General features: G+C 62.6%; 23 protein-coding genes. 15 read left to right on the forward strand and 8 right to left on the reverse strand.

Annotated elements, in window-relative coordinates; all coding sequences use genetic code 11:
* Window positions 1-11: 11 nt before the first annotated feature.
* Window positions 12-1,259 carry an MFS transporter gene (locus tag P0D68_RS00585; protein ID WP_408295445.1) on the reverse strand — a complete coding sequence of 416 codons (1,248 nt, stop codon included), beginning with the start codon at window positions 1,257-1,259 and terminating at the stop codon, window positions 12-14.
* Between the two features lie 384 nt (window positions 1,260-1,643).
* On the opposite strand from P0D68_RS00585, the gene P0D68_RS00590 reads away from it, so the two are divergent.
* Window positions 1,644-1,916 (forward strand): hypothetical protein, encoded by a 273-nt coding sequence (locus P0D68_RS00590; protein ID WP_408295448.1) that lies wholly within the window; start codon window positions 1,644-1,646, stop codon window positions 1,914-1,916.
* A 113-nt stretch (window positions 1,917-2,029) separates the two neighbouring features.
* On the opposite strand, the gene P0D68_RS00595 is transcribed toward P0D68_RS00590, so the two are convergent.
* Window positions 2,030-2,350 (reverse strand): hypothetical protein, encoded by a 321-nt coding sequence (locus P0D68_RS00595; RefSeq protein ID WP_408295451.1) that lies wholly within the window; start codon window positions 2,348-2,350, stop codon window positions 2,030-2,032.
* A 309-nt stretch (window positions 2,351-2,659) separates the two neighbouring features.
* The gene (locus P0D68_RS00600) at window positions 2,660-2,938 is read right to left on the reverse strand and encodes a hypothetical protein (RefSeq protein WP_408295454.1); all 279 of its coding nucleotides are present in this window, start codon (window positions 2,936-2,938) and stop codon (window positions 2,660-2,662) included.
* Window positions 2,939-3,112: 174 nt separating this feature from the next.
* Between P0D68_RS00600 and P0D68_RS00605 the strand changes: the two genes are divergently transcribed.
* Window positions 3,113-3,445, forward strand: coding sequence for an H-NS histone family protein (locus P0D68_RS00605; RefSeq protein ID WP_091807673.1), 333 nt, complete (start codon window positions 3,113-3,115; stop codon window positions 3,443-3,445).
* Window positions 3,446-3,627: 182 nt separating this feature from the next.
* Here P0D68_RS00605 and P0D68_RS00610 read toward each other — a convergent pair whose 3' ends face one another.
* From P0D68_RS00610 to P0D68_RS00620, 3 genes are all read right to left on the reverse strand, one after another.
* Entirely contained in the window at window positions 3,628-4,152 is a 525-nt protein-coding gene (locus tag P0D68_RS00610; RefSeq protein WP_408295457.1) for an arsenate reductase/protein-tyrosine-phosphatase family protein, read from the reverse strand.
* Between the two features lie 222 nt (window positions 4,153-4,374).
* The gene (locus P0D68_RS00615; protein WP_408295460.1) at window positions 4,375-4,575 is read right to left on the reverse strand and encodes a hypothetical protein; all 201 of its coding nucleotides are present in this window, start codon (window positions 4,573-4,575) and stop codon (window positions 4,375-4,377) included.
* 339 nt (window positions 4,576-4,914) lie between these two features.
* Window positions 4,915-5,607 carry a J domain-containing protein gene (locus P0D68_RS00620; RefSeq protein WP_408295463.1) on the reverse strand — a complete coding sequence of 231 codons (693 nt, stop codon included), beginning with the start codon at window positions 5,605-5,607 and terminating at the stop codon, window positions 4,915-4,917.
* A 459-nt stretch (window positions 5,608-6,066) separates the two neighbouring features.
* On the opposite strand from P0D68_RS00620, the gene P0D68_RS00625 reads away from it, so the two are divergent.
* The 9 genes from P0D68_RS00625 (at window position 6,067) to pqqD (ending at window position 14,896) form a co-directional block, all read left to right on the forward strand.
* A complete protein-coding gene (locus P0D68_RS00625; RefSeq protein ID WP_091807666.1) occupies window positions 6,067-6,726 on the forward strand; it encodes an NADPH-dependent FMN reductase in 660 nt (219 codons plus the stop codon).
* A gap of 355 nt (window positions 6,727-7,081) precedes the next feature.
* A complete protein-coding gene (locus P0D68_RS00630; RefSeq protein ID WP_091807664.1) occupies window positions 7,082-7,297 on the forward strand; it encodes a DUF6566 family protein in 216 nt (71 codons plus the stop codon).
* A gap of 128 nt (window positions 7,298-7,425) precedes the next feature.
* Complete coding sequence (locus P0D68_RS00635) at window positions 7,426-8,340, forward strand: aminomethyltransferase (RefSeq protein WP_091807662.1); 915 nt, start codon at window positions 7,426-7,428, stop codon at window positions 8,338-8,340.
* A gap of 19 nt (window positions 8,341-8,359) precedes the next feature.
* Window positions 8,360-9,814 (forward strand): indoleacetamide hydrolase, encoded by a 1,455-nt coding sequence (iaaH, locus tag P0D68_RS00640; protein WP_408182533.1) that lies wholly within the window; start codon window positions 8,360-8,362, stop codon window positions 9,812-9,814.
* A 49-nt stretch (window positions 9,815-9,863) separates the two neighbouring features.
* The gene (locus P0D68_RS00645) at window positions 9,864-10,652 is read left to right on the forward strand and encodes a CDP-diacylglycerol diphosphatase (RefSeq protein ID WP_408295468.1); all 789 of its coding nucleotides are present in this window, start codon (window positions 9,864-9,866) and stop codon (window positions 10,650-10,652) included.
* A 150-nt stretch (window positions 10,653-10,802) separates the two neighbouring features.
* Window positions 10,803-11,891: a fatty acid desaturase gene (locus P0D68_RS00650; protein ID WP_408295471.1), complete on the forward strand. Its 1,089-nt coding sequence runs from the start codon at window positions 10,803-10,805 to the stop codon at window positions 11,889-11,891.
* Window positions 11,892-12,172: 281 nt separating this feature from the next.
* Window positions 12,173-14,146, forward strand: coding sequence for a sigma-54-dependent Fis family transcriptional regulator (locus P0D68_RS00655; protein WP_408295474.1), 1,974 nt, complete (start codon window positions 12,173-12,175; stop codon window positions 14,144-14,146).
* A gap of 263 nt (window positions 14,147-14,409) precedes the next feature.
* A complete protein-coding gene (gene pqqA / locus P0D68_RS00660) occupies window positions 14,410-14,484 on the forward strand; it encodes a pyrroloquinoline quinone precursor peptide PqqA (protein ID WP_007178434.1) in 75 nt (24 codons plus the stop codon).
* Window positions 14,485-14,614: 130 nt separating this feature from the next.
* Window positions 14,615-14,896, forward strand: a complete 282-nt coding sequence (gene pqqD / locus P0D68_RS00665; RefSeq protein WP_091807652.1) for a pyrroloquinoline quinone biosynthesis peptide chaperone PqqD — start codon at window positions 14,615-14,617, stop codon at window positions 14,894-14,896.
* 193 nt (window positions 14,897-15,089) lie between these two features.
* Here pqqD and P0D68_RS00670 read toward each other — a convergent pair whose 3' ends face one another.
* Window positions 15,090-16,322: a c-type cytochrome gene (locus P0D68_RS00670; protein WP_408295477.1), complete on the reverse strand. Its 1,233-nt coding sequence runs from the start codon at window positions 16,320-16,322 to the stop codon at window positions 15,090-15,092.
* Between the two features lie 90 nt (window positions 16,323-16,412).
* Entirely contained in the window at window positions 16,413-18,140 is a 1,728-nt protein-coding gene (locus P0D68_RS00675; RefSeq protein ID WP_408295480.1) for a methanol/ethanol family PQQ-dependent dehydrogenase, read from the reverse strand.
* A gap of 426 nt (window positions 18,141-18,566) precedes the next feature.
* Between P0D68_RS00675 and adh the strand changes: the two genes are divergently transcribed.
* The 4 genes from adh (at window position 18,567) to P0D68_RS00695 (ending at window position 24,884) form a co-directional block, all read left to right on the forward strand.
* Window positions 18,567-20,087, forward strand: coding sequence for an aldehyde dehydrogenase (adh, locus tag P0D68_RS00680; protein WP_091807645.1), 1,521 nt, complete (start codon window positions 18,567-18,569; stop codon window positions 20,085-20,087).
* A 332-nt stretch (window positions 20,088-20,419) separates the two neighbouring features.
* Window positions 20,420-23,599: an EAL domain-containing protein gene (locus P0D68_RS00685; RefSeq protein WP_408295483.1), complete on the forward strand. Its 3,180-nt coding sequence runs from the start codon at window positions 20,420-20,422 to the stop codon at window positions 23,597-23,599.
* Window positions 23,600-23,788: 189 nt separating this feature from the next.
* Window positions 23,789-24,067, forward strand: a complete 279-nt coding sequence (locus P0D68_RS00690; protein WP_091809223.1) for a DUF1488 family protein — start codon at window positions 23,789-23,791, stop codon at window positions 24,065-24,067.
* A 25-nt stretch (window positions 24,068-24,092) separates the two neighbouring features.
* A complete protein-coding gene (locus tag P0D68_RS00695; protein WP_408295486.1) occupies window positions 24,093-24,884 on the forward strand; it encodes a phosphate/phosphite/phosphonate ABC transporter substrate-binding protein in 792 nt (263 codons plus the stop codon).
* Window positions 24,885-24,886: the final 2 nt, after the last annotated feature.

The raw sequence follows: 24,886 nt of genomic DNA on the forward strand, positions 1-24,886 counted from the left end.
GCCGCCGATCATTAGTCCGTGCACGCGGGGCAAGCCGACGCCTCAGCCGCGACAGTCTGCTCACTGCGGCCGAAGCTCGCGAGCGCGGCGAGCCCCAGCAACGCGAGACCGCTGCCCAGCAGAAAGTCGGCGGAAATACCCACATGGTCCACCACCACGCCGCCCACCAGCGACCCCAGCGCGATCGCAACCTGAATGATGCTCACGAACAATGCCGAACCTGCTTCGGGTGAGTCGGGCGTAGCGCGCTGAATCCAGATGCTGAAGCACAGCGGCAACGCGCCGAACGAAATGCCCCACGCGAGCACCAGCGCCACGACGCCGATCGTCGAATGCTGAAGCAGTGGCAGCGATACCAGCGCGAACAGCAGCAGCGAAACCATCACGGCTAGCGACACTTTCAGGTTGCGCGTCACCGTCGACGAAACGGCGAAGTTCGAGAAGAAACCGATCATGCCGAAGCCGAGCAGCAGCCACGTGATCGTCGACATGTCCAGATTCGCGTTGTGCAGCAGGAAAGGCGTGATGTACGTGTACGACGAAAAGTGCGCACCGAACACGAGTGCCACCATCAACATGCTTCGGCGCGGATGCGGCCGGCGCAGCAGCGCCACCAGGTCGCGCAGGCGCAACGCGGCCTCAGAAGGCAAAGACGGCACGAAGAAGAACTGCGCGACGAGCGCGATAGCGACCAGCACGCCGGTTGCCATGAACGATTCGCGCCACGACGCAAAGCTCGCGATAAACGTGCCGAGCGGCACGCCGATCACGGTTGCGCAGGTGACGCCGGTGAGGATCGTCGCCATGGCTCGCGCCGAATCTCTCGGCTTCACGAGCCGCACCGACGCCGCCGTGGCCAGCGTCCAGAAACCGCCCAATGCAGCGCCGAGCAGCGCGCGCCCGAGCAGCATGACGAGAAAATTCGGCGCAAACGCCGAAATCAGATTCGAAGCGAGCAGCAAAGCTGTCAGTAAAAGAAATACCCGCCGCCGATCCATGCGCCCCGCCACCAGCATCAAGCCAGGTGCTGAGATGGCCGCGATGACGCCGGGCACGGTGACCATCAGGCCGGCCGTGCCGGGCAGTACGCCGAGTTCCGCGGCGACCCGCGGCAACAGTCCGACCGGTAGAAATTCCGTCGTGACGAAAGCAAAAGCGCCGACCGCGACGGCGAGCACGGCAAGCCACGATCGCAGGGACGACGGGGCGCCGTCGTCCAGCGAAGCACTGCTGGACGGGAGAGTATCTTCGATCAACATAGTATTGTTAGCGAGTCTCTAAACAACAGATGGGATTGGAGCGGCCACACCGCGCTAATCCATTCGCGAAGCGCAGGCACGATGAAAAAAGCAGGCCATATTGGCCTGCTTGCCGGCAGCGATGCGAGTGCAGTCTGGAAGATTAGCGGGTGAAAACCCGAATGGAATACACCATAACATCGTATTAAATCGCCCGCTGACGACTCCGGAAAATTGCGGTCACGCGTGGGGTTATTCGTGCGGCGCTTGCGCCTGCAACCCGCGCGAGCATGACGCTTCGATTTCTGGCGAATTCAAATGGGCACGTTTGGGCACAGCGTTTGCTGAAGGCCACGTCAGCGTTTAACGCGCATTCAACCGCTTATCACAATGAGGACATCGCCCATGGTTAGCACCCGCCCCTGCACCGCCACTTGCGTGATCGACGGCATGCCGGTCACCGTCACCTTTTATCCGGACAACGGCGTGTTGCGCATCGCCAATTCAGCGGGAACGTGCATCAGGGAAACGCGCTGGCATGCGTCGTGGCGCGCACTGCTGGATGAATTCCGCGGTTTCGCCGAACGCGCCACGGTGCAAGGACATGATCTCGACGCGATGATGGGACGTCTACGCGAACGCACCGGTCATTCGCTGCACGGCATGTCGCTCGCATAAGAGCGCTCGCTTAAGCAAGAAGCACAGCGCAATGGGAAGTGACGGGGAAGCGACAAGGAAGTGGCGGGAATGCGATGCCTGCAATGCACACCGCATTCCCAAAGACGAATCTGTCATTGACCAAAATAGACACTGCATTGCGGCGCGGAAGAAGCGCATCGTTGGCTTTGCCGGCCTCCTGCCTCCGACTGCCCCGCTGCCACGCCTCCATAGGACACGTTCTGCACCGGTTGGGCGCCGGCATCCATGCCCCCTGCCGGTTCGCCGAACGAAATATCGGTCGTGGCCTGCGCCGATTCGTTCGCGTTCCGTTGCATCATTGCGCTGCTCGACAGTCCGGCCGCCTGCGGGCTTTGCATCTCCTGCGCGCTCGCCGTTCGCGGCGCGAGAACGAGCACGGCGCTGGCCGCCGCCATCAATAATCGTAGTTTCATGTCCAGACTCCTTGAATCCGGCGCAGCAGTTCTCGTCCTCCAGACAATCGGTCCGTGAAAAGACGCCCGGCGGCCCGATAGGGCTGGCGGACGAGTCGATGTCGATGCGAACTGCTGCGGCGAGTCATCGAACTAAACGGGTAACACCTTGCCAGACCTGCAACCGATGTCGGACGCGTTCTCGCCACTGGCCGGAATCAGTCGTCGCAGGCTGGAAGTGCGGATTTTGGCTCCGCTGTTTCTTTATAGCTCGGCCACTCAGGAATTCAATCGCGGAACACCCGGCGTGGTCCAACGCGGCGGGCGAGTTCAAAAGCGTGCATTTGAAACAAAATCAATCGACCCTGCACGTGCTTTGGCCACACAGTGCGTTATGATGCTGGCATAACGTAAATAATCGGCCCCGCGCGAGGCACCGGCGAGAGACGGAGCGTGGAGATGAAACCGGTCATCCGCAATCAATGCATCGTCAATAACGTTTCCTCCCTTGTGGGCATGAGGCTTATCCAGCCTTATCTGCCGCGCAGCGGAGCTGCTCGAATATCCATTGACTGATAACCTGGTTTGATAGGCGGCGGGGTCGGCCATATGCTGCGCCGCGATATAGGGAACGACGTTTTTTCTGACGCTGCCTTTGGATTTCCTTCAATCGATAACCACACTGCGGGCCGTCCCCATCTAAATGGGCTCGATGCTGTCGCGGTTTCCCCTTGCAATCTGTAATTGACAGAACGCTGGACGCTTTAGAAGGACGAATATCTTATGGACGAAAGGAAGCGAGATAGCATGATTGCGTATCTCCGCCACCGCATGGAAGAGTTTGGTATCAAACCAGAAGACCTTGCTGCAGTACTGGCGTCCGAGCCGGCAGCGAAAAAGGGCGAACGCTACCGTAGCGCGACCGGAGATAGCTGGGACGGCCAGGGTGAGATGCCCCAGTGGCTGAAACAGGCCATCAGCGCGGGGCAGTCTATCGATCACTTCGAGTTGTCGGCCGCGCCGGCGCCGGCGCCCGCGCCGCAGCCGAAAAAACGTGTGGACTGGCAAAACGACCCGTTCGCAGGCAGTCCGCTCGCGCGCTCGAACAATCGCTGAACCACCGCACCGTTGGGGCTCATGCTAATGATTGAGCGGCATAACGCCATGAAAGACCTGGCTTCGCGCGCTAACCGTATGCAGCCGTTGGCGACCCGCCGACTTCCGCGCAATTCGTGCGGTGACCTTGCGTGACGTTTTGCTTTGGGCGCAGTCGTGTCCGCAGCGGCGCCGGTTAGCGATTACGCGTCGCAAGTGGTGGCGCCGTGCGCCGAAACGATGGGCGCGCAAATCGATGCCGCGTTGACCGAGGCCGAGGGCGGCGTTGCGTATTCCGGCAGTTCGATAAACCCACTGACCTGCCGCACGATTTGCCAGAAAACCTTGTCGAACAGGCGCGCGCGTTCGGACTCGGAGATATCCACGGCGAGCGGATCGGCGAAATTCCAGATGCACGACGGTGGTGCACCCGGAAACGCGGGCGCATGGCGCGCGTCGACGGATTCGTCCAGCGCGATGACGAGGTCCATGCGCGGCGCCCATTCCCCGGTGAATTCCAGCCAGCTTTTCGGGCTGAGCACGCCGAGATCCGAGATGCCTGGCCGCAATTGCGCGACCGCGAATGGATGAACCCGGGCGGCCGGCTCCGGTCCCGCGCTGAAAGCGTCGAACCGGTGTCCCGCCAGTTCCCTCAATAGAGCTTCGGCGATGATGCTGCGTGCCGAATTCTCGCGACAGAGAAACAGCACCTTATATTTTCTGGTCACGCTTACCCCGTACCCTGTATTTTTTTGGTTCTATCTGCAATTCTGCCGGCTCAGTCTTGCGCCCTCGTGACACTACGATGATCAAATTTGTTGCGCCACGAGAATTTGTACCAGGGGAGTTTCATTCACGGACACCGTGCGCTGCGCCGGCCCGAAGTGTACCAGCGCACGCGCAAAGCTTTCATTGAGCCTTCATTCGAGAGCTACCGAAACGCGCACGTTTCAGACGGAAGCGTCGGTCTCGCGCTGACCGGACACGATCCGGTTGGCTGCATCGCTTCCGTCGGCCGCCGGTGCGGGCGGAGTGTCGAACAACATCGCCGCGGGCGGCGTGCTGATCGCCTTCACGCCATTCGCAATACCGGGTGCCGCGACGTAGGGAATAAACGCCGCCACCGCAACGACTACGATGAAAGTGAACATGGCCGTCGTGCCTCTAGGGATCGACTGCGTGGAAATCGAGCGAAGCGGTTCGCGTGGCAATGAGCAGGCATCGCTCTTACTTGCCGTGATCGGACCTCGCATTCCACGGCCATGTCTTTGATTCTAGAAGCGCAAATTCGGGCGCTAAAGCCCGCTCTCTATATCAATTCGGTCTACCTCTATGGTCTAGCGGCCAAGGCGCTATTCCTCACATGGCTGCGATTCGAGGGCTCCTATATCGGCCCGAAACTCGGCCCGAAACGCGACAGTCGCCGCCGACGCGCGAGCATTCCGCTCGCGCGGCCGACGTCAATCGCGCCGGGCCATCAGCGCGACAGGTTAAAACCGCAATCCATTGAGAAACTGAAACCACAAGCCTTCGAAGACACCCGCCGGATGAGCTTCGGCTGCGGGTTCCGCACGCTTGTCAGGAGCGGTGCGGTTGGCCTGCGCGGCTTGCGTCGCGCCGTCCTGTTTAGCAGACGTGGTTTCGGGCTGCGCTGATACATCGGCAATATCGGCAGCCTCGGGCGCATTGACCGTATCGGCCGCCGTGTTCGCTTTTGCCTTCGCAGCTTCACGGCGCGAGATCTGCAGCGCCGACACGCTATCCGCGATCTGCGCGGCTCGCCGCGCCTCGCATCGACGCCCGAGCAGCACGCCGAACAGCACGTCGCGGTTGTGGCCATCATCGGCGAAACGCATCGCTAGCGAGACCATCTCCGCATACGCGGCCTCTTCAGCGGCGCGCGCCGCCGCTTCGCGCTCGGCGCGGGCCTGCTGCTGGCGAGCGCGTTGCGCTTCCCAGCCGCGCATCTGCTCGGCGTAGACCGAGTCGTACACCTTGCGTTGCGCGGCGTCGGAGAGGATCGCATACGCGTCCTTGATTTCCTGGAAGGTGGCGCGCGCAACTTCCTCGGCGCCGCCATTTCGGTCGGGATGCCACTTCATCGCGGCCTTCCGGTAGGCCCGCTTGATTTCTTCGTCCGTGGCGTGCGTGGGCACGCCGAGGGTGTCATAAAGGGTTGCCATTGCTTGCTCGACCTCGCGGTGATTCGCTTCGCGGACCATCGTAGCATGCAAAAAACGGCTTTATCGTGAAGCGGTCCGCGCGGGCGCTGCTCGCTCGCAGGATAAAAAAAGGCCCCGCCACTGGCGTGGCGAGGCCGAATCCCATGTCAAGGAGATGTCATGGAGGAGACGATTCGATCATAGCCGCCCGTTGTCGCGCGCCCAACCAATGCTTCGCCATATGCTTATCCGGCGCGGCCTCAAGTGCATTGCAGGGCGTGTTACATGCCCCCGCCGTGCCGGCGGCGGGCGCACCGCCACTGCGCCAACACGCCGCGCGGTTATATCGTTAGAACAAAAAGTCGCTTCGTGCCGCGCCCCGCGCTCATTAAGATGACACTTCAAAGTCCGGTTCGCCCCGGTCCGCTGCGCGCAGCCCCGCGCCGGCGCATCGTGAGCCGCTACCGAAGGAGCATTTCGTTGACCAGTTTCGATCATTCTCGCCGGCCGCTCGTCGTCGGCATTGGCGGCACGACGCGCGCCGCTTCGTCGACCGAGCGCGCACTCGGCTTCGCGTTGCGCGGCGCGCAAGCCGCCGGCGCGAACACCCGCCTGTTCGGCGGCACCTTCCTGCATAGCCTGCCTCACTATGCTCCGGAACAGCCCCACCGCACGGACGAACAGCTCGAACTGATCGAGGCCGTGCGCCACGCGGACGCGCTGATCATCGCCACGCCCGGCTATCACGGCGGCGTATCCGGTCTCGTCAAGAACGCGCTCGACACGCTGGAAGAACTGCGCGCCGACGAACGCCCGTATCTGGACGGCCGCGCGGTCGGCTGTATCGTCACGGCTTACGGCTGGCAAGCCGCCGGCTCGGTGCTGACGTCGTTGCGCTCGATCGTTCACGCGTTGCGCGGCTGGCCCACGCCGTTCGGCGCCGGCATCAACACGCTGGAAACGCGCTTCGATACCGTCGACACCTGTTCCGACGCGAAGGTCGTCGATCAGCTCGCCACGGTCGGCCAGCAAGCCGCGCAATTCGCGCTGGCGTTCAACGCCCATCGCACGCCGGACGCCGCGCCGATCGGCAGCGCGCTCAAGGACACGCCGTCCGCACGCCTGCTGCACGCGGTTTGATTCCCTCGGTTTAACTCCCTCGGTTTAGTTCCCTTCTCTGCCTACCGTCTCACGACGCCGTGGATCCGCCCGGGCGGCCACGGCGGTCGTCGTCGTTCGTGCAAACCGTGCGGCACATAACAGACCCGCGATCCACAACGCCGGATAGTGTGCTCGAACACAGCGCATATGATCCGATCGGGGCTACTCCTAACCTGCCTGCTGATTTGCTAACGACGATTGATTGGTTCACCCGCTGCGCAGCGCGGCCTACGCTTGACCTGCCCGCTGATTTACCGGCCGCGTGACGCTACGGGTTGCGTCCGACGAGCCGGCCTTCTCGCAACGCACGCGGGGACACTGACTGTCAAAAATCATGAACGCACATATTCGCTACAAGGGTTATGAAGTTGCACCGGCCGCACAACAGCTTCCCAATGGCCTGTTCGCCGCCAACCTGACCATCGAGAAAACTTCCGCGAGTCACGCTCAGGCGTATTCATTCGACGCGCTCGATTACTTCTTCGACGAAGAGCACGCTCTTGCCTACGCATTCCGCTGGGGACGCATGTGGATCGATAACCACCAGTAACGCCACTCGCTTCAAGCGCATCATGCGCGTCGGGAGCGGCGCCGCGAGGCGTGCGCCGCTCGACGTCGGAATTTGAAGGGTTGTGCCAGAATAGGCGACACATCGAGTTCGCCCTCTGTACGCCTGCCATGTCCGACACACTGACAGATGTTGCCGAAGACCGCACCCTGCGCCATTGGACCTTCCACGGCCCCGCCCGCGTGAAGATCGGTTCCGAGGCGCACAAGCAGATGTTTTGCCGCATGCTGCTTGAAACCCACAACCCCTATAAGCCGGCCGTGATCGACTGGCCGGCGTTGCCGCCGGACGCGCTCGAACGGCTGTGCGCGCTGCCGATCTGGGACATCGCGGTGCAGACCGAAGGCCGCGCGTCGATCGCCGTGCATACCTATGCCGCGCAATTGAGCGATCCCCTGCTGCGCGAAGCGATCACCATGGACGGCGACGAAGAAGCACGTCACAAGCACGTGCTCTCGAAGCTGATTGCCGCCTACGGGATCGAGATCGCACCCGAGCCACCCTATCCCGTCCCGCGCGACGCCGAGTGGGAATGGATGCGCACGGGCTATAGCGAGTGCATCGACAGTTTCTTTGCGTTCGGGCTGTTCCGCTCGGCGCAGCAGTCAGGCTTTTTTCCCGAGGCGCTGGTCGAGACTTTCGAGCCCGTGATTCAGGAAGAGGCGCGCCACATTCTGTTTTTCATCAACTGGGTGGCGTGGCATCGCCGCACCATGCCGCTGTGGCGCAGACCGTGGCACGCGTTGCGCGTAGCCGCGATCTGGGTGGTGCTGGTCTGGCAGCGTGTGGCGATCGCGAAAGGTATCGACGCTGAAGGCATGGCGCACGATTCGAATTTTCTTCCCGCGAGCAGCGGCGTGATCGGCGAAGCCATGAACGCGCGCGACCTGTTCGCGTTGTGCCTCGCGGAAAACGACCGGCGCATGAGCGGCTACGATGCAAGACTGTTGCGTCCCAAGCTGGTGCCGACGCTCGCGCGTCTCGCGCTGCGCTTCATGAAACCCTCGCGCCGGACACCGACATAAGACGAAGGAGACACCGGCCATGACATGGACCGTTGATGAACAACTCGCGCTGAGCGCCACGCAAGCCGTTGCCGCGATCCAGTCCGGCCGCCTGAAAGCCGCCGACTATGTGGCCACCCTGCTCGCGCGTGCGGCGGCGCTCTCGAGCCTCAATGCGCTCACCACGCTCGAGCTCGACGGAGCGCTCGCCGCCGCGCGGCGTATCGACGCACTGCCCGCGGCCGACAAGGCGCGCTTGCCGCTCGCAGGCCTCGCCATTGTCGTGAAGGACAACATCAACACCGCCGGCTTGCAAACCTCGGCGGGCACCCCGGCGCTCGCGGGCTTCGTGCCGAAGTCCAATGCGCCCTCGGTGCAGCGGCTCATCGACGCGGGCGCGATCATACTAGGCAAAGCCAATATGCACGAACTGGCATTCGGCATTACGAGCACGAACCTCGCCTCGCACGCCGGGCCGGTGCGCAATCCCTACGATCCCACGCTGATTCCGGGCGGCTCGTCCGGCGGCACGGCGGCGGCGATTGCCGCGCGTATCGCGCCGGCGGGCCTCGGCACCGACACGGGCGGTTCGACCCGCATCCCCGCCGCGTTGACGGGCACCGTGGGGTTTCGTCCGTCGGTCGGCAACGGCGGCGCCGAGCGGCGCTATCACGATCCAGACGCCGTGGTGCCGATCAGCCATACGCGCGACACGGTGGGGCCGATGGCGCGCACCGTCGCCGATATCGCGCTGCTCGACGGCGTGATCACCGGCGCCGGCGCGTTGCCGGTCATCGCGCTGAACGGCTTGCGCATCGGCTTGCCCGCGCCGCTGTGGGAAGGGCTCGAGCGGCAGGTGGAGGACGTCGCGCGTGCCGCGTTGAAGAGGCTCGAAGCGGCGGGCGTGGTGTTCGTGCCCGTGGCAATGAGCGAGTTGAACGGTCTGAATGGCATGGTGGGCGGCCCGATTGCGATCCATGAGGCGCGCGACGACGTGCTCGCCTGGCTCGTCGCCAATGATGCGCCGGTCAGAACCGTCGTCGACATGGCGGCCCGCATCGCGAGCCCGGACGTGCGCGCGATCTACGACGGCGTACTCGCCGATGTCCTCGGCGAGCACTACGACGCGGCGCTGAATGACTGGCGGCCGCGCTTGCAGCAATACGTTGCCGCGACCTTCGCCGATGAACGCCTCGACGCGCTGCTATTTCCGACCACGCGCCTCGCCGCCGTGCCGATCGACGACGTGAACGGCTCGTCGACGGTATCCATAGACGGATCGCCGCCGATCGACACAATGGACGCGTTCCTGCGCAACACCGATCCGGCCAGCACCTCGGGCATTCCGGGACTTTCGCTGCCGGCGGGCATGACGGCGGGCGGCCTGCCGGTTGGACTGGAACTGGATGGGCCACTCGGTGAGGACCGGCGCCTTCTTGCTATCGGCGTCGCCTTCGAGCAGATCCTCGGCTCGCTGCCGGCGCCGTTGCTCTGATACCGAAACAACCTCCGCGACAACTCTAAAAAATTTGACTCTACCGCCGATGAAAACACCAACGCCCGCCCACCGCAGACGGGCCCGCTTGCGCTACGGTGCGCGAATCGTGGCCACGTTAGCCGTCGCGCTGGCTGCAAGCGCATGCGCGCGCCTCGCCACAATCGACTCGAATGCGCTGTGGAAAATTGTCGACCTGCGCTGTGTGCCGTCGCAACAGGCCACCGGCACGCCGGGCCAATGCACGGCAGTCGACCTCGACAAACGCTACGCTATCCTGAAGGATATTGTCGGACGGTCACAGTATCTATTGATTCCAACCGACCGTATCACCGGCATTGAAAGTCCACTCGTGCTCGCGCCGCACGCGCAGGACTACTGGGTCGACGCCTGGAACGCGCGGACCTACGTCGAGAAGTCGGTCAAGCGTGATCTGCCGGACAATCAACTCGGCCTCGAGATCAACTCGCAATACCGCCGCTCGCAAAACCAGCTGCATATTCATATCGATTGCATGCGCGGCGATATCAGTGAAGCGCTCGCACGGCACGCGAAAGATGCGCCTGACGAATGGCATTGGGACACGCTCGACGGCAACCGTTACCGCATCATGCGCGTGAGCACGCTCACGCACGCTGACAATCCGTTTCACATCGTCGCGCGGGACAATCAGGGGGCCGGGACGATGGCCACGCAAACCATCCTCGTGACGGGTGCGGGGCCTTCCGCGGAAAAAGACGGCTGGCTGGTCGTGAACAGCGGGATCGACGTGGAGAACGGCAACGGCTCGGCCGAAGGCCTGCTCGATCACGCGTGCCGCGTGGCGGACGCCCGGTAAGCGCCTGACCAACGAGGCCAGGCGGCCCGCCGCGCGCAAGCTGGCGCCGCTATGCACGTTTTAGCAGATGCATTGCTGAACAAATTGGTTCTGGCAATGCTCGGGGGTCCGTAGGATCGGTCTGAACCTGCATTCCGACCGATCCCTTTCATGGCGATTTACCTCGACGACACGCAACGCAACACACTCGCCCGCCTCGCGACAAGCTGGACATGGCGCACGCAATGGCCGACCTGGGCGCTGATCGTGACGATCTATGGCGGATGGTTCAGCGTGGCGACACATGCGCGCGACCTCGGCTTACCGCTTACTACGCTCCTGCTGGCTGTGCTCGGCACGTGGTACATGTCATTGCAGCATGAACTGCTGCACGGCCACCCCACGCGTTCGCCGTTCGTCAACGCGCTGCTCGGTTTCGCGCCGCTCGCCGTGTGCTTTCCGTATGGCATTTACCGCGATTCGCATCTTCAACATCACGACGATCCGCATCTCACGCATCCCGAGCGCGATCCCGAGAGTTACTTCGTCAGCGCTAGCGCGTGGCGACGCGCGGGTTGGGCGATTCGCGCGCTGCTGACCTTCCGTAATACGTTTATCGGCCGCCTGCTGGTCGGGCCCGCGTTCGCCATCGCCGCGACCGGTGTCGATGCGCTGCGTCAGATCAAACGTGGTGAATGGCGCGATGTGCCGGTGTGGCTTGCGCACTTCGCCGCACTCGCCGCGCTCACCGCCTGGCTGCAACATGTCTGCGCGGTCCCGGCGTGGGTCTTTATTGTCGGTGTGGGATATGGATCGCTGTCGCTGGGTTCGGTCCGCTCGTTCCAGGAACATCGTACGGCGCACGCGCACGAGCATCGCACCGTCGTCAACGAAGCGGCGTGGTTCTGGCGTCTGCTGTTTCTGAACAATAACTATCACGCAGTACACCATGACCTTCCCCAAGTGCCCTGGTTTGCGCTTCGGAAAGTGTATGAAACGTCCCGCCAGCAATACATTGATCGCTCGGGAGGCTTTCTGGTGCGCGGGTATGGTGAATGGTTCAGACGTTATGCATTCGCTCCGATCGCTCATCCTGTTCACGATGTCACGTCTCTCCCCGTTCATGGCAATCCGCCTGCTTTCACCCCTTCCGCGGCTCGATTGCGGGAAAATTTCATGTCCGTTGCCTGCCTCGCGGAACGCCATGAAACTCACGCACACGCTACGGCTAAGCGCCAGGCCACACACCGGTCCCTATAAGCGCCGCAAGCGCGGCTCAATGTATTGAGTCGCCCGGATCGCTTCCCCGAGGACATGGTTTGAGTCAGATCAAACCCGCTACGGGTTTCGGCACGAACATACACACTGACCGCGGGTATCCAGACGACGTGTTCCGTTGACGCTCAATTCAGCTGCCCCATCAAGGCGATGGCAGGAACAACCGCCGACTCCGCGAAACACTTCACTGGCATATGACTTGCTTGTTGAAGTACCCGCACGACCCCGGCAAAACGAACGGGGCTGACCAGCAGGAGGAGACAATGCGCGATGAGGTCTATCACGCTGTAGCGCCAATGACGGCCCATGAGCCCGGCTGGCTCACACCGTCGATTCAGAAATCCCACGAACGCTCCGAAACTTTCGGCTTGAGCGCGCTGATGCGGCCGGACTACGACGTCCTGCCCGCGGCCGAGCTTTCGTTGAAGCTGGAACAAAGCCGTGTGCTCTGCGCACATGCCACGCCGGTGATGGAAACGCTGCATGAGCAGATCGTCAACACGCAGAGCATGATCGTGCTGACCGACGCCGAAGGCCTGATTCTTCATTCGATCGGCGACGACGACTTTCTGCGGCGCGCCGAGAAAGTCGCGCTGCGCCCGGGCGCCAACTGGGCCGAGGACCGCCAAGGCACGAACGCAATCGGCACGGCTCTCGCCGAGCGATGCCCAACCGCCATCCACGGCGAGCAGCACTATCTGGCGGCCAATCGCTTTCTCACCTGCTCCAGTGTGCCGATCCTCGATCCATACGGCGATCTGATCGGCGTGCTCGATGTCACCGGCGACTATCGCAGCTATCACCAGCACACCATGGCGCTGGCGAAAATGTCCGTGCAGATGATCGAGAATCATCTGTTTACGAGCACCTTTCGCGAAACCTTGCAAATCGCCTTTCACGGCCGCCCTGAATTTCTCGGCACCTTGATGGAAGGCATCGCCGCATTCACCTGCGACGGCCGTTTCCTGTCCGCCAATCGCAGTGCGCAATTCCAGTTGGGCATGCCGCTCGCGGGCTTGCGCGCGCATACGCTGTCGTCGTTATTCGGTCTCACGAGCGCGCAACTACTCGATCACCAGCGAGTCAGCCGGGACCGGCATTTATCGCTGAACCTGCACACTGGCGCGGTGGTCTGCGCACACGTCGAATTCCGCCGCGCCACTCGCACCGAGGCGAGCTCGCTGTCGCAGGAAACCCGCGAACCACGCACGGCCCAGCGCGCGGAAGCGCCGGCGCCAGCCGCGGGTGCGTTGTCGAAACTCAGCTACCTCGACACGGGCGACCCGCAGATCACGGCAGTCATCGGCAAAATCCGCAAGGTGATCGGCAAGGACATACCGATCCTGATCACCGGTGAGACTGGAACCGGCAAGGAGCTGCTCGCACAGGCGATTCACAACGACTCGCCGCGGCGCTCCGGCGCGTTCGTCGCGGTCAACTGCGCGTCGATACCGGAAACGCTGATCGAATCCGAGTTGTTCGGCTACGAGGAAGGCGCGTTCACAGGCGCGCGGCGCAAAGGCGCCGTCGGCAAACTGCTGCAAGCCAATGGCGGCACGCTGTTCCTCGACGAAATCGGCGACATGCCTTATCCGTTGCAGGTGCGCTTGCTGCGCGTGCTGCAGGAACGGCTTGTCAATCCGCTTGGCTCGTCGAAGTCGATACCGGTCGATATCGCCGTCATCTGCGCGACCCACCGCGACCTGCGTGAGATGATTGCGCAGAACCGGTTTCGCGAGGATCTGTACTACCGCCTGAACGGCATGGTGGTCAAACTGCCGCCGCTGCGCGAGCGCACGGATCTGTCCGCCGTCATCCAGAAGATGCTGCAATGCGCGTCTGCCGAAAGCGCAGAAGGGCAGCGCCTGAGCGTTGCCTCGGACGTGATGGCGCTGTTCGAGCAATGCGCATGGCCGGGCAATTTCAGGCAGTTGGGCAATCTTCTGCGCACGGCGGCGGCCATGGTCGATGCGGACGGCCAGATTCGCCACGAGCATTTGCCAGACGATTTCTTCGACGGCTTGCGCACGGCTACCGCGCCGGGCACAGCCAGCACAGAAGCCTTACCGCTGCCAAGCGGACGTCTCGAAGACGTCGCCACCAGCGTCATTGCCCAAGCCGTGGCACAACATGGCGGCAATGTGTCGGCGGCCGCTCGCGCGCTTGGCATCTCGCGCAACACGATTTATAGAAAGCTGCCGTTGCAGGGTTTGAGCGACTCGGAAAACGCGGCCTGACTCGTAGGTGTCACAACTGCTCCAATTTGCAACAGTGCTGTAACTGAAATGAACAGGTGTTCCGCGCCCGGTCCGAGCGCGGAACACGCGACGTCACAGCACACATCGATTATTTTTTTATCCATTCGACATGCTAATCATTCGGCGCGTCCTCCACAGCTTCCAACTTGGCTCTATTCTCCCGGCACAGACTTTGCGTTAATCGACACGGCCGCTTCACCTATGCGGTTCTTCAATCACATGTTTTATTCAAGGAGACAGTCATGCAATGGACCACCCCCGCCTATTCCGATCTGCGTTTCGGTTTTGAAATCACGATGTATATCGCCAATCGCTAAAGCAACGATAAAACGCCGCACGCCGCTCGCTTTATGTGAGCGAGCGTGACGGCGCACGGAACATGGCCCATGAAGACCAGGATTGCCGGCTCGGGCTGATGCTCGAAGAGATCTTAAAGGCGTAACCCGTATGAATGCCCCGCACCACGACCATTACGCCAGCCTTCGGCCCTGTTTGCGCACGAAGTTCCGCCTGCAATGGGAAGGCGTTCGGGATACCTACGTGCTGCTCTCTCCAGATGGCACCGTGAATCTCAATCCGAGCGCGGGGGAAATTCTCGTGCGCTGCGACGGGACACGCGAACTGGACGACATTATCGGTGAACTGGAAGATCTGTTCAGAGCGTCCGACCTCGCCGCCGACGTGTACCGTTTCATCGACCATGCGCGGCAACGCGGCTGGCTGGACTGACACGGCTGCGCCGATCGACGCTCCGCTGCCTGTTCGCAGCAGGGACACGTCATGCGGCAGGGGTAATGGATAAAGTGACGGTTACAAGGAAGGCGGCCCGGCGCTCCCCGTGAATGACGGGAAGACTGCCGGGCCTTCGTCGTTCCATGGCGGACGACGCACTGAAGAAACTCAGTGAAGAAAGATACCGGGCCTATTGCGATGTGTGCGCGTTGAGCGGCGTGGTCGATGCCTTGGCGCTATCGTCGGTGAGTTTGGTGCTGCTCGCGCTATAGCCATTTGAATACAGCAGGAAGGCCATGATGTCCGCATAATCCTGCGGCTTCATCTTGCCTGGGCGGTCAGCCGGCATATTGTTCGCCATGTATCCGTACACCCCGCCGATAGTCAGCTTCGCATTGGCAGCCGGCGCAAAAGCCGGCCCGCGCAATGCGGGTGCATTGAGTCCCTGCAGGTCGGGACCGTGGCATTTCGCACACGAACTCGAGTAAAGCGTCTTGCCGTGCGCGACCTGCGTACGGTCGAAACTCGGCGCATCGGCGGCTGCGCTCGCATCGACCTTGAGAAACCGACCTTGCTGCGAACCTTGCCCGGATGCCAAAGTCATACGCCACACCGCGCCGCCACGGCCTGGGCCATCGCGATAGGCAAACGCCGGCGCGGCAGAACTGCTCGCCTGAGCCGCTTCGGGGAGAGTCCAGTGGCGAGACAATGCCGCGAGCCGGCCGTCCGATGCCATCTTTTCGAGCGCCGCGTCGATTCGCGGCTGTAACCCCGCGCCGTTCTTGCCGAACGCGAACACCAACTGCCAGTCGGCATACTGCGAGGCGGCATTGACAATCCGGAAGTGCCGCTCAGGATGTTTGATCGTGTAAGCCACCACCGCCGGATACCAGACGATCGCGCGCTGCGCATGCCCGCTCGCCACGGCGTCGACCGTCAGCTCCGCTGTGTTCTCCAGGTCGAGTTTCACGTTCGGCTGCTGCACGGCAATCAGTTGCGCGGGGCTCGCATAGGTTGCCGCAACCACCTCGGCTCCGCCGGCGGGCGTGGACGATTCTCGCGTGGTGATGCTGACGTAGCCGGAGCGCAGATAACCGCGCGAGAAGGTCAGTTTGCTGCCGGAACCATCCGCCACTGTCGAACGCGGAAAGCCGGCTATCACATCGCATTTTCTCGCCAGTGCCGCGTTCAGTTCCTTCAGCGAGACGCCGTCGTCATCGCCACTGTCGAATCCTCCGGGAGAGAGCGACAGCGCGATACCGGCCGTGCGAAACGCTTCACGCGCGACCGCTTCGTCGAGCGCGGTCGAGGGACTGCCGGGAAACGTGCACACGCGCACACCTGCGCTGGCGAGTCCCGGTGCCAGTGCGCCGGTGGCCAGCAAGACACCGGCAACGGCGAACCTATTGAGTCGAGTCTTCATGATCCTGTTTCCAGAAAAGGCCAGACCGTCACGACCGGGTGACTGTGTCCATGCGGACGCGGCCAGCTTGTCGCGACAGCCATGTGGACATCAGCCGTGGTTGAGCGCAAACACATACAACGTGCCGCCGCGTGGAACCTTCTCCGCCGCCTTCGCCATCGGGCCGCCCCAGATCGGATTCGCGCCCCCGTAGCCCGCGAGAATGGCGACATACTCCTTGCCGTCGGCCTCGAACACCGAAGGTTGAGCGACGATTCCGCTTGCCAGCTTCGGGCTCTGCCACAACACCTTGCCGGTCGTCACATCGAATGCGTACAGGTGGCCGTCGAGCGAGCCGCTAAACGCAAGACCACCGGCCGTGGTCGCCACGCCGCCGTTCCACGGCATCTTGCTCCAGTGGCTCCAGATTTTCTTGCCCGTGTCGACATTGATCGCCTGCAGCTCGCCATAACCCTTACTGCCGGGCTCCGGTTTGATTTCGAAGCCTTCGCCGAGGTACGGCAAGCCTTCCATGTAGTTCACCGATTTGCCCGACAGCGACATGCATGCGTGCAAAGCCGGGACGACTGCAATGTGCTTGTCCGGATCGTACGAAACCGACCACCAGTTCTTGCCGCCGAGGAAGCTCGGGCAGGTCTCGATCGTCGTGCCGGCCTTCGGGTACTTCGACGCGTCCTGAATCGGCGCGCCGTCCGCCGAATAGCCCGTTACCGAAGTCGCCGTCACGAACGGCTTCGCATAGATCAGCTTGCCTGTGCCGCGGTCGATCGCATGGAAGAAACCATTGCGGTCCGCGTGAATGATCGCGTCGTACTCCTTGTCCTGATACTTGATCGTCGCCAGCACCGGCGTATTCACGCCGTCGTAGTCCCATGTGTCATGCTTGGTGTACTGGTAATGCCATTTGAGATCGCCGTTCTTCGGATCGAGTGCGAGGAGCGAATCGGAGTAAAGGTTGTCGCCCGGACGCAGATCGGCCAGCCACGGGCCTGGGTTGCCCACGCCCCAGTAAAGCGTTTTCGACGCGGCGTCGTAAGTGCCCGTCAGCCAGGCCGGCGCGCCGCCATGTTCCTGCATGCCGTTCGGCCACGTATCTCCACCCTTCTCGCCAGCCGCGGGCACCGTAAAGCGCTTCCACAGCACATTGCCGTCGTCCGGATTCAACGCCGCGATAAAGCCGCGTGCGCCGTATTCGCCGCCGGCGCTGCCCACCACCAATGCGCCGTCGAGCGCGAGCGGCGCCAGCGAGAATGCATAGCCGAGCCCCGGCTCGAACATCTGCTTGCGCCACGCAACCGCGCCAGTCTGCGCGTCGAGTGCGACCACGTCACCGCTCAGCATCGCGACGTAGACGTTCTTGCCATACAGGGCCACGCCGCGATTTATCACGTCGCAACATGCCGTCTTGAACGACTCCGCACCGAGCTTCGGTTCGAACTTCCACAATTGCTTGCCGGTTACCGCGTCGAATGCATAGACGTTGTCCTTCGGCGTGGTCACGAAGAGAAAGCGTCCGTTGACGATCGGCGTGGCTTCGAATCCCTGCTGCAGGTCCGCCGGAAACTTGTAGCTCCAGACCTGTTTGAGGTTCTTCACGTTCGCAGTGTCGATCTGTTTGAGCGGCGAGTGCGCCTGGCCGTTATAGGTGCGGTAGTACGTGAGCCAGCCGGGGTCGCTCTGCGCAGCGGTCAATCGCTCATAGGTGACGGCCGGGTAGTCGCCGGCGGCCATCGCCGATCCGAATAACAGACTGACGGCGGTCGCCACGCTCATTGCAAGCGCCGTGGGCCGCGTCGCCGAAGCTAAACGTGCTTTCATCCTTGTCTCCTGTTGAGTTGTCGACGCGAGGCCGTGCGGCGGCGCCATCGTCTAGTGAACGCAGACTGGCTGCGGGCCATTCAAGGCAAGTCGCGTGCCATTGACGGCAAGTGCGCCTCGGGCCGCGATGGTCGATGAAAGCGCGCCGCAATCGCGTGAAAGAGCGGCTCTCCATGCGTGCCGGCAGTGTTGCGGCGTGGCACATTCGAACGCACATGTGTTGCTAAAAATGACAGTTGCCCCACCGATGAAGCAAAGCGCGCGCGAGTGAACCGCGCTCGTCGCTATGCATGCCGCACACTCAGGTCCAATGGCACGCTTCTCGCTGAATGCTCCTCACGATGAAGAGCCGCGGTGATGCGCACACGTCACGCCAAAGCGCGCTTTCTCCGTCGGCGTTCAGACAATCATTTGGAGGAGTCAGGCATGAATCACGCAGATATGCAGTTTCTCGATGTCGAATTTCCGTATGCGCGGCAATACGCCAATTTCATCGGCGGCGAGTGGGTTCCTCCTGTGCGTGGCGAGTACTTCGACAACGTGTCGCCGATCACCGGCGAACCCTTCACGTCGATTCCCCGTTCGACGGAAGAAGATATCGAACTCGCTCTGGATGCGGCTCACCGCGCCCGTAAAGCGTGGGCCGATACGTCGCCCGCCTTGCGCGCGAACATCCTGAACCGCATTGCGGACCGCATGGAGCAGAACCTCTCGCGCATCGCATTCGCCGAATCGATCGACAACGGCAAACCAATCCGCGAAACGCTCGCCGCCGACATCCCGCTCGCGATCGATCATTTCCGCTATTTCGCCGGTTGCATTCGCGCACAGGAAGGGACGCTCTCCGAGATCGACGCGGATACCGTGGCCTATCATTTTCATGAGCCACTGGGTGTGGTCGGTCAGATCATTCCGTGGAATTTCCCGATCCTGATGGCCGTGTGGAAAGTCGCGCCGGCGCTCGCCGCGGGGAACTGCATCGTGCTCAAGCCTGCCGAGCAAACACCTGCGTCCATTCTCGTACTGGTCGAACTGATTCAGGACTTGCTGCCGCCGGGTGTGCTGAATGTGGTCAACGGTTTCGGCCTCGAAGCCGGCAAGCCGCTGGCATCGAGCAAGCGCATCGCCAAGATTGCGTTTACCGGAGAGACTTCGACCGGCCGCCTCATCATGCAGTACGCGAGCCAGAACATCATTCCCGTCACGCTCGAACTTGGCGGCAAAAGCCCGAACATTTTCTTCGCCGACGTGATCGATCGTGACGACGGGTTTTTCGACAAGGCACTCGAAGGCTTCGCGATGTTCGCGCTGAATCAGGGTGAAGTGTGCACGTGTCCGTCACGCGTATTGATCGAAGAAAAGATTTACGACCGCTTCATGGAACGCGCGCTGAAACGCGTCGCCGCCATCACGCAAGGGCATCCGCTCGACACCAGAACGATGATCGGTGCGCAGGCCTCGCAGGAACAGTTGGAGAAGATTCTTTCGTATGTCGATCTGGGCAAACAGGAGGGCGCCGAATGCCTGATCGGCGGTGAGCGCAATGCGCTTGGCGGCGAATTGAGCAAAGGCTATTACGTCAAGCCGACCGTGTTCCGCGGCCACAACAAGATGCGCATCTTCCAGGAAGAGATTTTCGGACCGGTAGTCTCGGTCACGACGTTCAGGAACGAAGAAGAGGCGCTCGAAATTGCCAACGACTCGCTCTACGGCCTCGGCGCCGGCGTGTGGACGCGCGACGGCACACGTGCCTACCGCTTCGGCAGGCAGATTCAGGCGGGCCGCGTGTGGACCAACTGCTACCACGCCTATCCGGCGCATGCGGCGTTTGGCGGCTACAAGCAGTCCGGCATTGGCCGCGAAACGCACAAGATGATGCTCGACCACTATCAGCAAACGAAGAACCTGCTCGTGAGCTATAGCGACAAGCCGTTGGGCTTCTTCTAACGCACGAAGATCTGGAGTGGCGTGGAGCCGCTCCAGAAACCTGGCTAGCGTAAGCCTCGACCTGCCCGGCTTAACTTCCACTCATGCAGCAATCCGGTGAGCAAGTGCCGCCGAAACTCGAAATCCGCACCGTGATGCAGCGTTTCCGGCACCGTAATGGTGAGTTTTAAGCGAAGACTAAAGAAGTTCTCCAACCGGTCGATACCATGATCAGGGGGTTTTTCCGCCTTCGGACCTGACCCGGGTCCGGCGCTCCCCGCATGGAGAAACGCAGTGAAACGTCTGGCTTATGGCGCACGCGGTGAAAGCTTCGCGGTCGAGCGGCAGCGCCTATGAAACGCAATCTGTTCTTCCGGTTTCTCGCGCGCCTTCGCGTCGGCCGCAAGCTGCTGCTGATCTATCTGCTCGACCTGAGCGCGGTGCTGTACATCAGCGGCATTCTGATCCACGAGAAATACATCGCGATCGACTTCTCCGACAAGGAGCTGGTCGGCAACGCCTACGTCGCGGCCGTACACGACGCGCTCATCGACTTCGCGCTCGCGGGGGCCGGGCAGCCGCGAACGGCGGCCCAGTTGAAACGCACGGCGGACGGGCTTGCCGACGCGGAGCGCCGCTATGGCGCGAACATGCAAAGCGCGGAACTCAATGCGCGTGTGCTCGCGGCGCTGACGGCCAGCGCCGCGCCGCATGCGGGCGCCGCGACAGTGGACGTCGGCCTCGAAGCGACACGCGAGCTGGTCACACGCGTCGGCAACCAGTCGAACCTGATTCTGGACCCGGACCTCGACAGCTACTACTCGATGTCGCTGTCGATCCTGCGCTATCCGGAGCTGCTCGGCGACGTCAACCGGATGGGCCGCCACCTGCACGACGCCGGCGCGCGTCTTCACGCTGCACGGATGAGCCACGACGAGATGCGGACCCGCTACCTCGTACTGGAAGGCCAGCTCGATGCGGTATTGCAGGGACTGCGTTCTGACTATGCGGAGGCCGCGGCCACGAACGGCACGCTGACCACGACGATCGGCCCGCCCCTCACGCGCATGCTCGCCGCGATCGACGCGTATCGGCATGTGGCCGGCGCCGCCGTCGATGCCGGCTCGGATGACGCCACACTCGCCGCGCTCGATGCCGCCCAGCAGCGCGTGGTGATGAGCGTGAGCGACGCGTGGAGCGCGACCGGCAATCAGCTCGAACGACTGCTGCACGAGCGCGTGCGCGGCCTATTTGAGCGCATGTGGCTGCATCTCGGCACAGCGCTTTTCCTGCTGTGCGCGATCCTGAGCATGGTGTATTTCGTCGCCCAGCAGATTTCGCGGCCACTGCGCCAGCTCGCGCGCGTGATGGACACGGTGCGACGCACGGGCGACCATTCGCTGCGCGCCCGCTGGCATAGCCAGGACGAAATCGGCCAGCTGGTGCGCGGTTTCAACGACATGCTCGCGCAACTCGATCGCGAGCGTGACGTGCAGAAGGAACTCGCGGCGACCGCACGCGCGTCGGCCGCCCAGTACGCGCTCGTCGAGGCGACCCCGGTGCCGATGGTCGTCACGTCGATCCCGGGGCACGAGGTGTTGCACGCTAACAAGCCCGCGCTTTACTGGCTGAACGGCTGTACGGTCGACCCGTGGGCCGTCGGCCTCGACTCGGAGGTGCGCGCGCGTTTTTTCCAGCAGCTCTCCGACCGCGAGGCGGTCGACGAATTCGAGGTGCACTGGAAAGCCGCCAAAGAGTCCACATGGGCCATGCTGTCGGCGCGGCGCCTCGACTTCCAGGGGCGCGACGCCGTGCTGACCGCCTTCACGCCGATCAACCAGATCAAACTGATGGAGCAGCGCCTGGAATTGTGGGGCAAGGTGTTCGAGGCGTCCTCGGAAGCGATCCTTATTCTCGATGCGCAACGGCGGCTCGTGACCGCCAACGCGTCGTTCTATCGAGCAACGGGATATCGCGCCGACGACGTGACAGGCAAGGAGCCCGCGTTTCTCTTCGCCTCGCAGGAACATGACGACATTCTCCCGGCCGTGATCGATTCCGTCGACCGCCTGAGCGCATGGCACGGTGAAGCACATGTGCGCCGGCGCGCGGGCAGTGACTATCCGGCGTGGCTGATGGTGAGCGCGGTGCGCGACCGGCGCGCGAACCTGTCGCACTACATCTGCACGCTGATCGATATCACCGACCGCAAGAAGAGCGAGGCGCGCATCCAGTTCCTCGCTGAGCACGACGTGCTGACGGAGCTGCCGAACCGCGAGCTGTTCGTGAAACGCCTCGGCGTGGTGCTCGGCAACGCGCGGCGCACCGGGCAGCGCGTCGCGGTGTTGTTCATCGATCTCGACCGCTTCAAGAACATTAACGATTCACTGGGTCATCACATTGGCGACAGTCTGCTGCGCTCGGTCTCGCGACGCCTGTTGCAAGCCGTGCGCAGCAACGACACAGTGAGCCGGCTCGGCGGCGATGAGTTCACGGTGATCCTGAACGGCGTCAGCAACGCGGCGGACGTGACGCGTACGATCGAGGATCGTCTGCTGCCGCTCGTGCGCCAGCCGCACGAGGTCGGCGGCGTTACGCTGCAGGTGTCGTGCAGTGTCGGCGTGGCGCTGTTCCCCGAGGACGGCGAGGACATCGAGACGCTGATGCAGAACGCCGACGCCGCGATGTACCAGGCGAAGGGTGCGGGGCGCAATCTCGTGAAGTTCTTCGCGCCCGACATCGCCGAACGCACCCGCTACCGGCTGACGCTCGAAGCCTGCCTGCGCACCGCCATTGCGATGCACGAGTTCCGGCTCGAGTACCAGCCGTGCGTCGATGCGCACACGGGCGAACTGCTAGCAGTCGAAGGGCTGCTGCGTTGGAACAGCCCGCAAATCGGCATCGTGTCGCCCGCGCAATTCATTCCGGTCGCGGAAGACACGCGGCTCATCATTCCGATCGGCGCGTGGGTGATCGACGAAGCCTGCCGGCAGATCGCCGAGTGGGACGCGCAAGGCCTGATGCCGCTACGCGTGTCGATCAACCTGTCGGCCATCCAGTTGCGCGATTCGGACCTGATCGGCACGCTCGCGGACAGTCTCGCGCGGCATGGCGTCGAGCCGTCGCGGCTAGAACTCGAGATCACCGAGACCGTGTTGATGGACAACGCGGAAAACTATCTCGCCATGATCAACGCGATCCGCGCGCTCGGAGTCAAACTCGCGCTCGACGATTTCGGCATCGGCTATTCGAGCCTCAGCTATCTGAACCGCTTTCCGCTTGATCGGCTCAAGATCGATCGCGCGTTCGTGCTCGACATGCTCGATGCCCGCGCGGACCTTGCCATCGTCCGCACGATCATCGAACTCGGCCATGAATTGGGTCTGCGGGTGGTCGCCGAGGGTGTCGAGAGCGAGCATCAGGCGCGCATTCTTCGTACGATCGGTTGTGACGAACTGCAGGGCTTTCTGTTTTCGAAGTCGTTGTCGCCGGCCGATTTGTGGTCCTGGACCCATGCGCGCATGGTGGCGTGAGCGGCGCGTCCTGTCGCGGTCGTACGGGTGTTCCCGCAGTAACTCGGGCGCTTGAGGGCCACCGGCGAAGCCGCCGCTCGCCGAAGCGGATAAAGTCGCGGCCATTTCACGGCAAATGCCGGTTTTCCCACATACCGCGAGCTTACGACTTGTCATCCTGATGACTCGGGCGTGCGGCGGGAGATGGCCATGTCAGTGTATGTGGATGAAGGGTTCAGGCCCTGTGTGACGGAATGCGCGACGGTCGCGTTCCGGGTGTGCTGCGATGATCGGGCGCAGATCTTCGAGGTCAGCGCCGAAGCACTCGTGACCTATTGCGGCGCGGCGAGCAAGCGCAAGCAGGACCTGCTCGTCGCATTCGAGGACGCGCAGCTGGAAATCCTTTCGGTCGCCGCGCAGAAATGGGCGTTCAGACCGTCGGAGCCGGTGCGTCTCGGACTCGACGAATTCCGAATGGTCAGACATTAAATAGCAGGCATGCCAGAATAGCGTCATGACCTGGATCGCCGCCCTGCCAATGTATAACGTCACACCCGCGCTCGACTTCGAGTGGCGCGAGTGGCTCGCCGACGTGCTGCGCATGGTCAAGCCGGCGTGCCGCATCGTCGAACCGGACGAAGAATTGCACGGCTTCTGGCGGCGCCCCAATCTGCTGATCTCGCAAACCTGCGGCTATCCGTTCATGCATGGCTTGCAGGACCAGGTACAACTGATCGCGACGCCGCGCTTTGACGCGCCGGGTTGCGAGGGCGCGCATTATTCAAGCGTGCTGGTGACGCGCGCGGATGCGCCGTTCGATACATTAGCGGCGTGTCGCGGCGCGCGTGCGGCGTACAACCAGGACGATTCGAATAGCGGCATGAACGTGTTTCGCCACGCCGTGGCGCCGCTCGCGCGCGCTGGTCTATTTTTCAGCGCGGTATTGCGAACCGGCTCGCATCTCGGCTCGTTGCGCGCGGTGGCCGAAAATCACGCGGATGTCGCGGCGATCGATTGCGTGACCTTCGCTTTCGTCTGCGACGAAATGCCGGAACTGGCCCGTCAGGTGCGCCGGATCGGCACGACTGCGCCGTCGCCGGGCCTGCCTTTGATCGCTTCCGACACGGTACCCACGGCCACCGTGGAAGCACTGCGTGAAGCGTTGAACGAGGTACTCGTGCTCCAACCCGAGCGTGCGAAACGCCTGCGTTTGCAGGGGTTTTCCGTGCTGCCGCGCTCGGATTACGACCGCATCGAGCAGCTTGAAAGCGAGGCGCGCGCCGTCGGCTATACGCGCCTTGCCTGAGT

Origin of the sequence: Paraburkholderia sp. RL17-380-BIE-A, assembly GCF_046028085.1 — a bacterium.
GTDB lineage: Bacteria > Pseudomonadota > Gammaproteobacteria > Burkholderiales > Burkholderiaceae > Paraburkholderia.

Excerpts from the sequence above, each read along its gene's own strand:
- pqqD (WP_091807652.1), top strand. The coding sequence starts at position 14,615 with ATGAATGCCCCGCACCACGACCATTACGCCAGCCTTCGGCCCTGTTTG.
- P0D68_RS00675 (WP_408295480.1), bottom strand. The coding sequence starts at position 18,140 with ATGAAAGCACGTTTAGCTTCGGCGACGCGGCCCACGGCGCTTGCAATG.
- P0D68_RS00645 (WP_408295468.1), top strand. The coding sequence starts at position 9,864 with ATGAAAACACCAACGCCCGCCCACCGCAGACGGGCCCGCTTGCGCTAC.
- P0D68_RS00695 (WP_408295486.1), top strand. The coding sequence starts at position 24,093 with ATGACCTGGATCGCCGCCCTGCCAATGTATAACGTCACACCCGCGCTC.
- P0D68_RS00650 (WP_408295471.1), top strand. The coding sequence starts at position 10,803 with ATGGCGATTTACCTCGACGACACGCAACGCAACACACTCGCCCGCCTC.
- P0D68_RS00670 (WP_408295477.1), bottom strand. The coding sequence starts at position 16,322 with ATGAAGACTCGACTCAATAGGTTCGCCGTTGCCGGTGTCTTGCTGGCC.
- P0D68_RS00635 (WP_091807662.1), top strand. The coding sequence starts at position 7,426 with ATGTCCGACACACTGACAGATGTTGCCGAAGACCGCACCCTGCGCCAT.
- P0D68_RS00590 (WP_408295448.1), top strand. The coding sequence starts at position 1,644 with ATGGTTAGCACCCGCCCCTGCACCGCCACTTGCGTGATCGACGGCATG.
- adh (WP_091807645.1), top strand. The coding sequence starts at position 18,567 with ATGAATCACGCAGATATGCAGTTTCTCGATGTCGAATTTCCGTATGCG.
- P0D68_RS00605 (WP_091807673.1), top strand. The coding sequence starts at position 3,113 with ATGGACGAAAGGAAGCGAGATAGCATGATTGCGTATCTCCGCCACCGC.
- P0D68_RS00600 (WP_408295454.1), bottom strand. The coding sequence starts at position 2,938 with ATGGCCGACCCCGCCGCCTATCAAACCAGGTTATCAGTCAATGGATAT.
- P0D68_RS00585 (WP_408295445.1), bottom strand. The coding sequence starts at position 1,259 with ATGTTGATCGAAGATACTCTCCCGTCCAGCAGTGCTTCGCTGGACGAC.
- P0D68_RS00685 (WP_408295483.1), top strand. The coding sequence starts at position 20,420 with ATGAAACGCAATCTGTTCTTCCGGTTTCTCGCGCGCCTTCGCGTCGGC.
- P0D68_RS00690 (WP_091809223.1), top strand. The coding sequence starts at position 23,789 with ATGTCAGTGTATGTGGATGAAGGGTTCAGGCCCTGTGTGACGGAATGC.
- P0D68_RS00655 (WP_408295474.1), top strand. The coding sequence starts at position 12,173 with ATGCGCGATGAGGTCTATCACGCTGTAGCGCCAATGACGGCCCATGAG.
- P0D68_RS00620 (WP_408295463.1), bottom strand. The coding sequence starts at position 5,607 with ATGGCAACCCTTTATGACACCCTCGGCGTGCCCACGCACGCCACGGAC.
- P0D68_RS00595 (WP_408295451.1), bottom strand. The coding sequence starts at position 2,350 with ATGAAACTACGATTATTGATGGCGGCGGCCAGCGCCGTGCTCGTTCTC.
- P0D68_RS00630 (WP_091807664.1), top strand. The coding sequence starts at position 7,082 with ATGAACGCACATATTCGCTACAAGGGTTATGAAGTTGCACCGGCCGCA.
- P0D68_RS00615 (WP_408295460.1), bottom strand. The coding sequence starts at position 4,575 with ATGTTCACTTTCATCGTAGTCGTTGCGGTGGCGGCGTTTATTCCCTAC.
- iaaH (WP_408182533.1), top strand. The coding sequence starts at position 8,360 with ATGACATGGACCGTTGATGAACAACTCGCGCTGAGCGCCACGCAAGCC.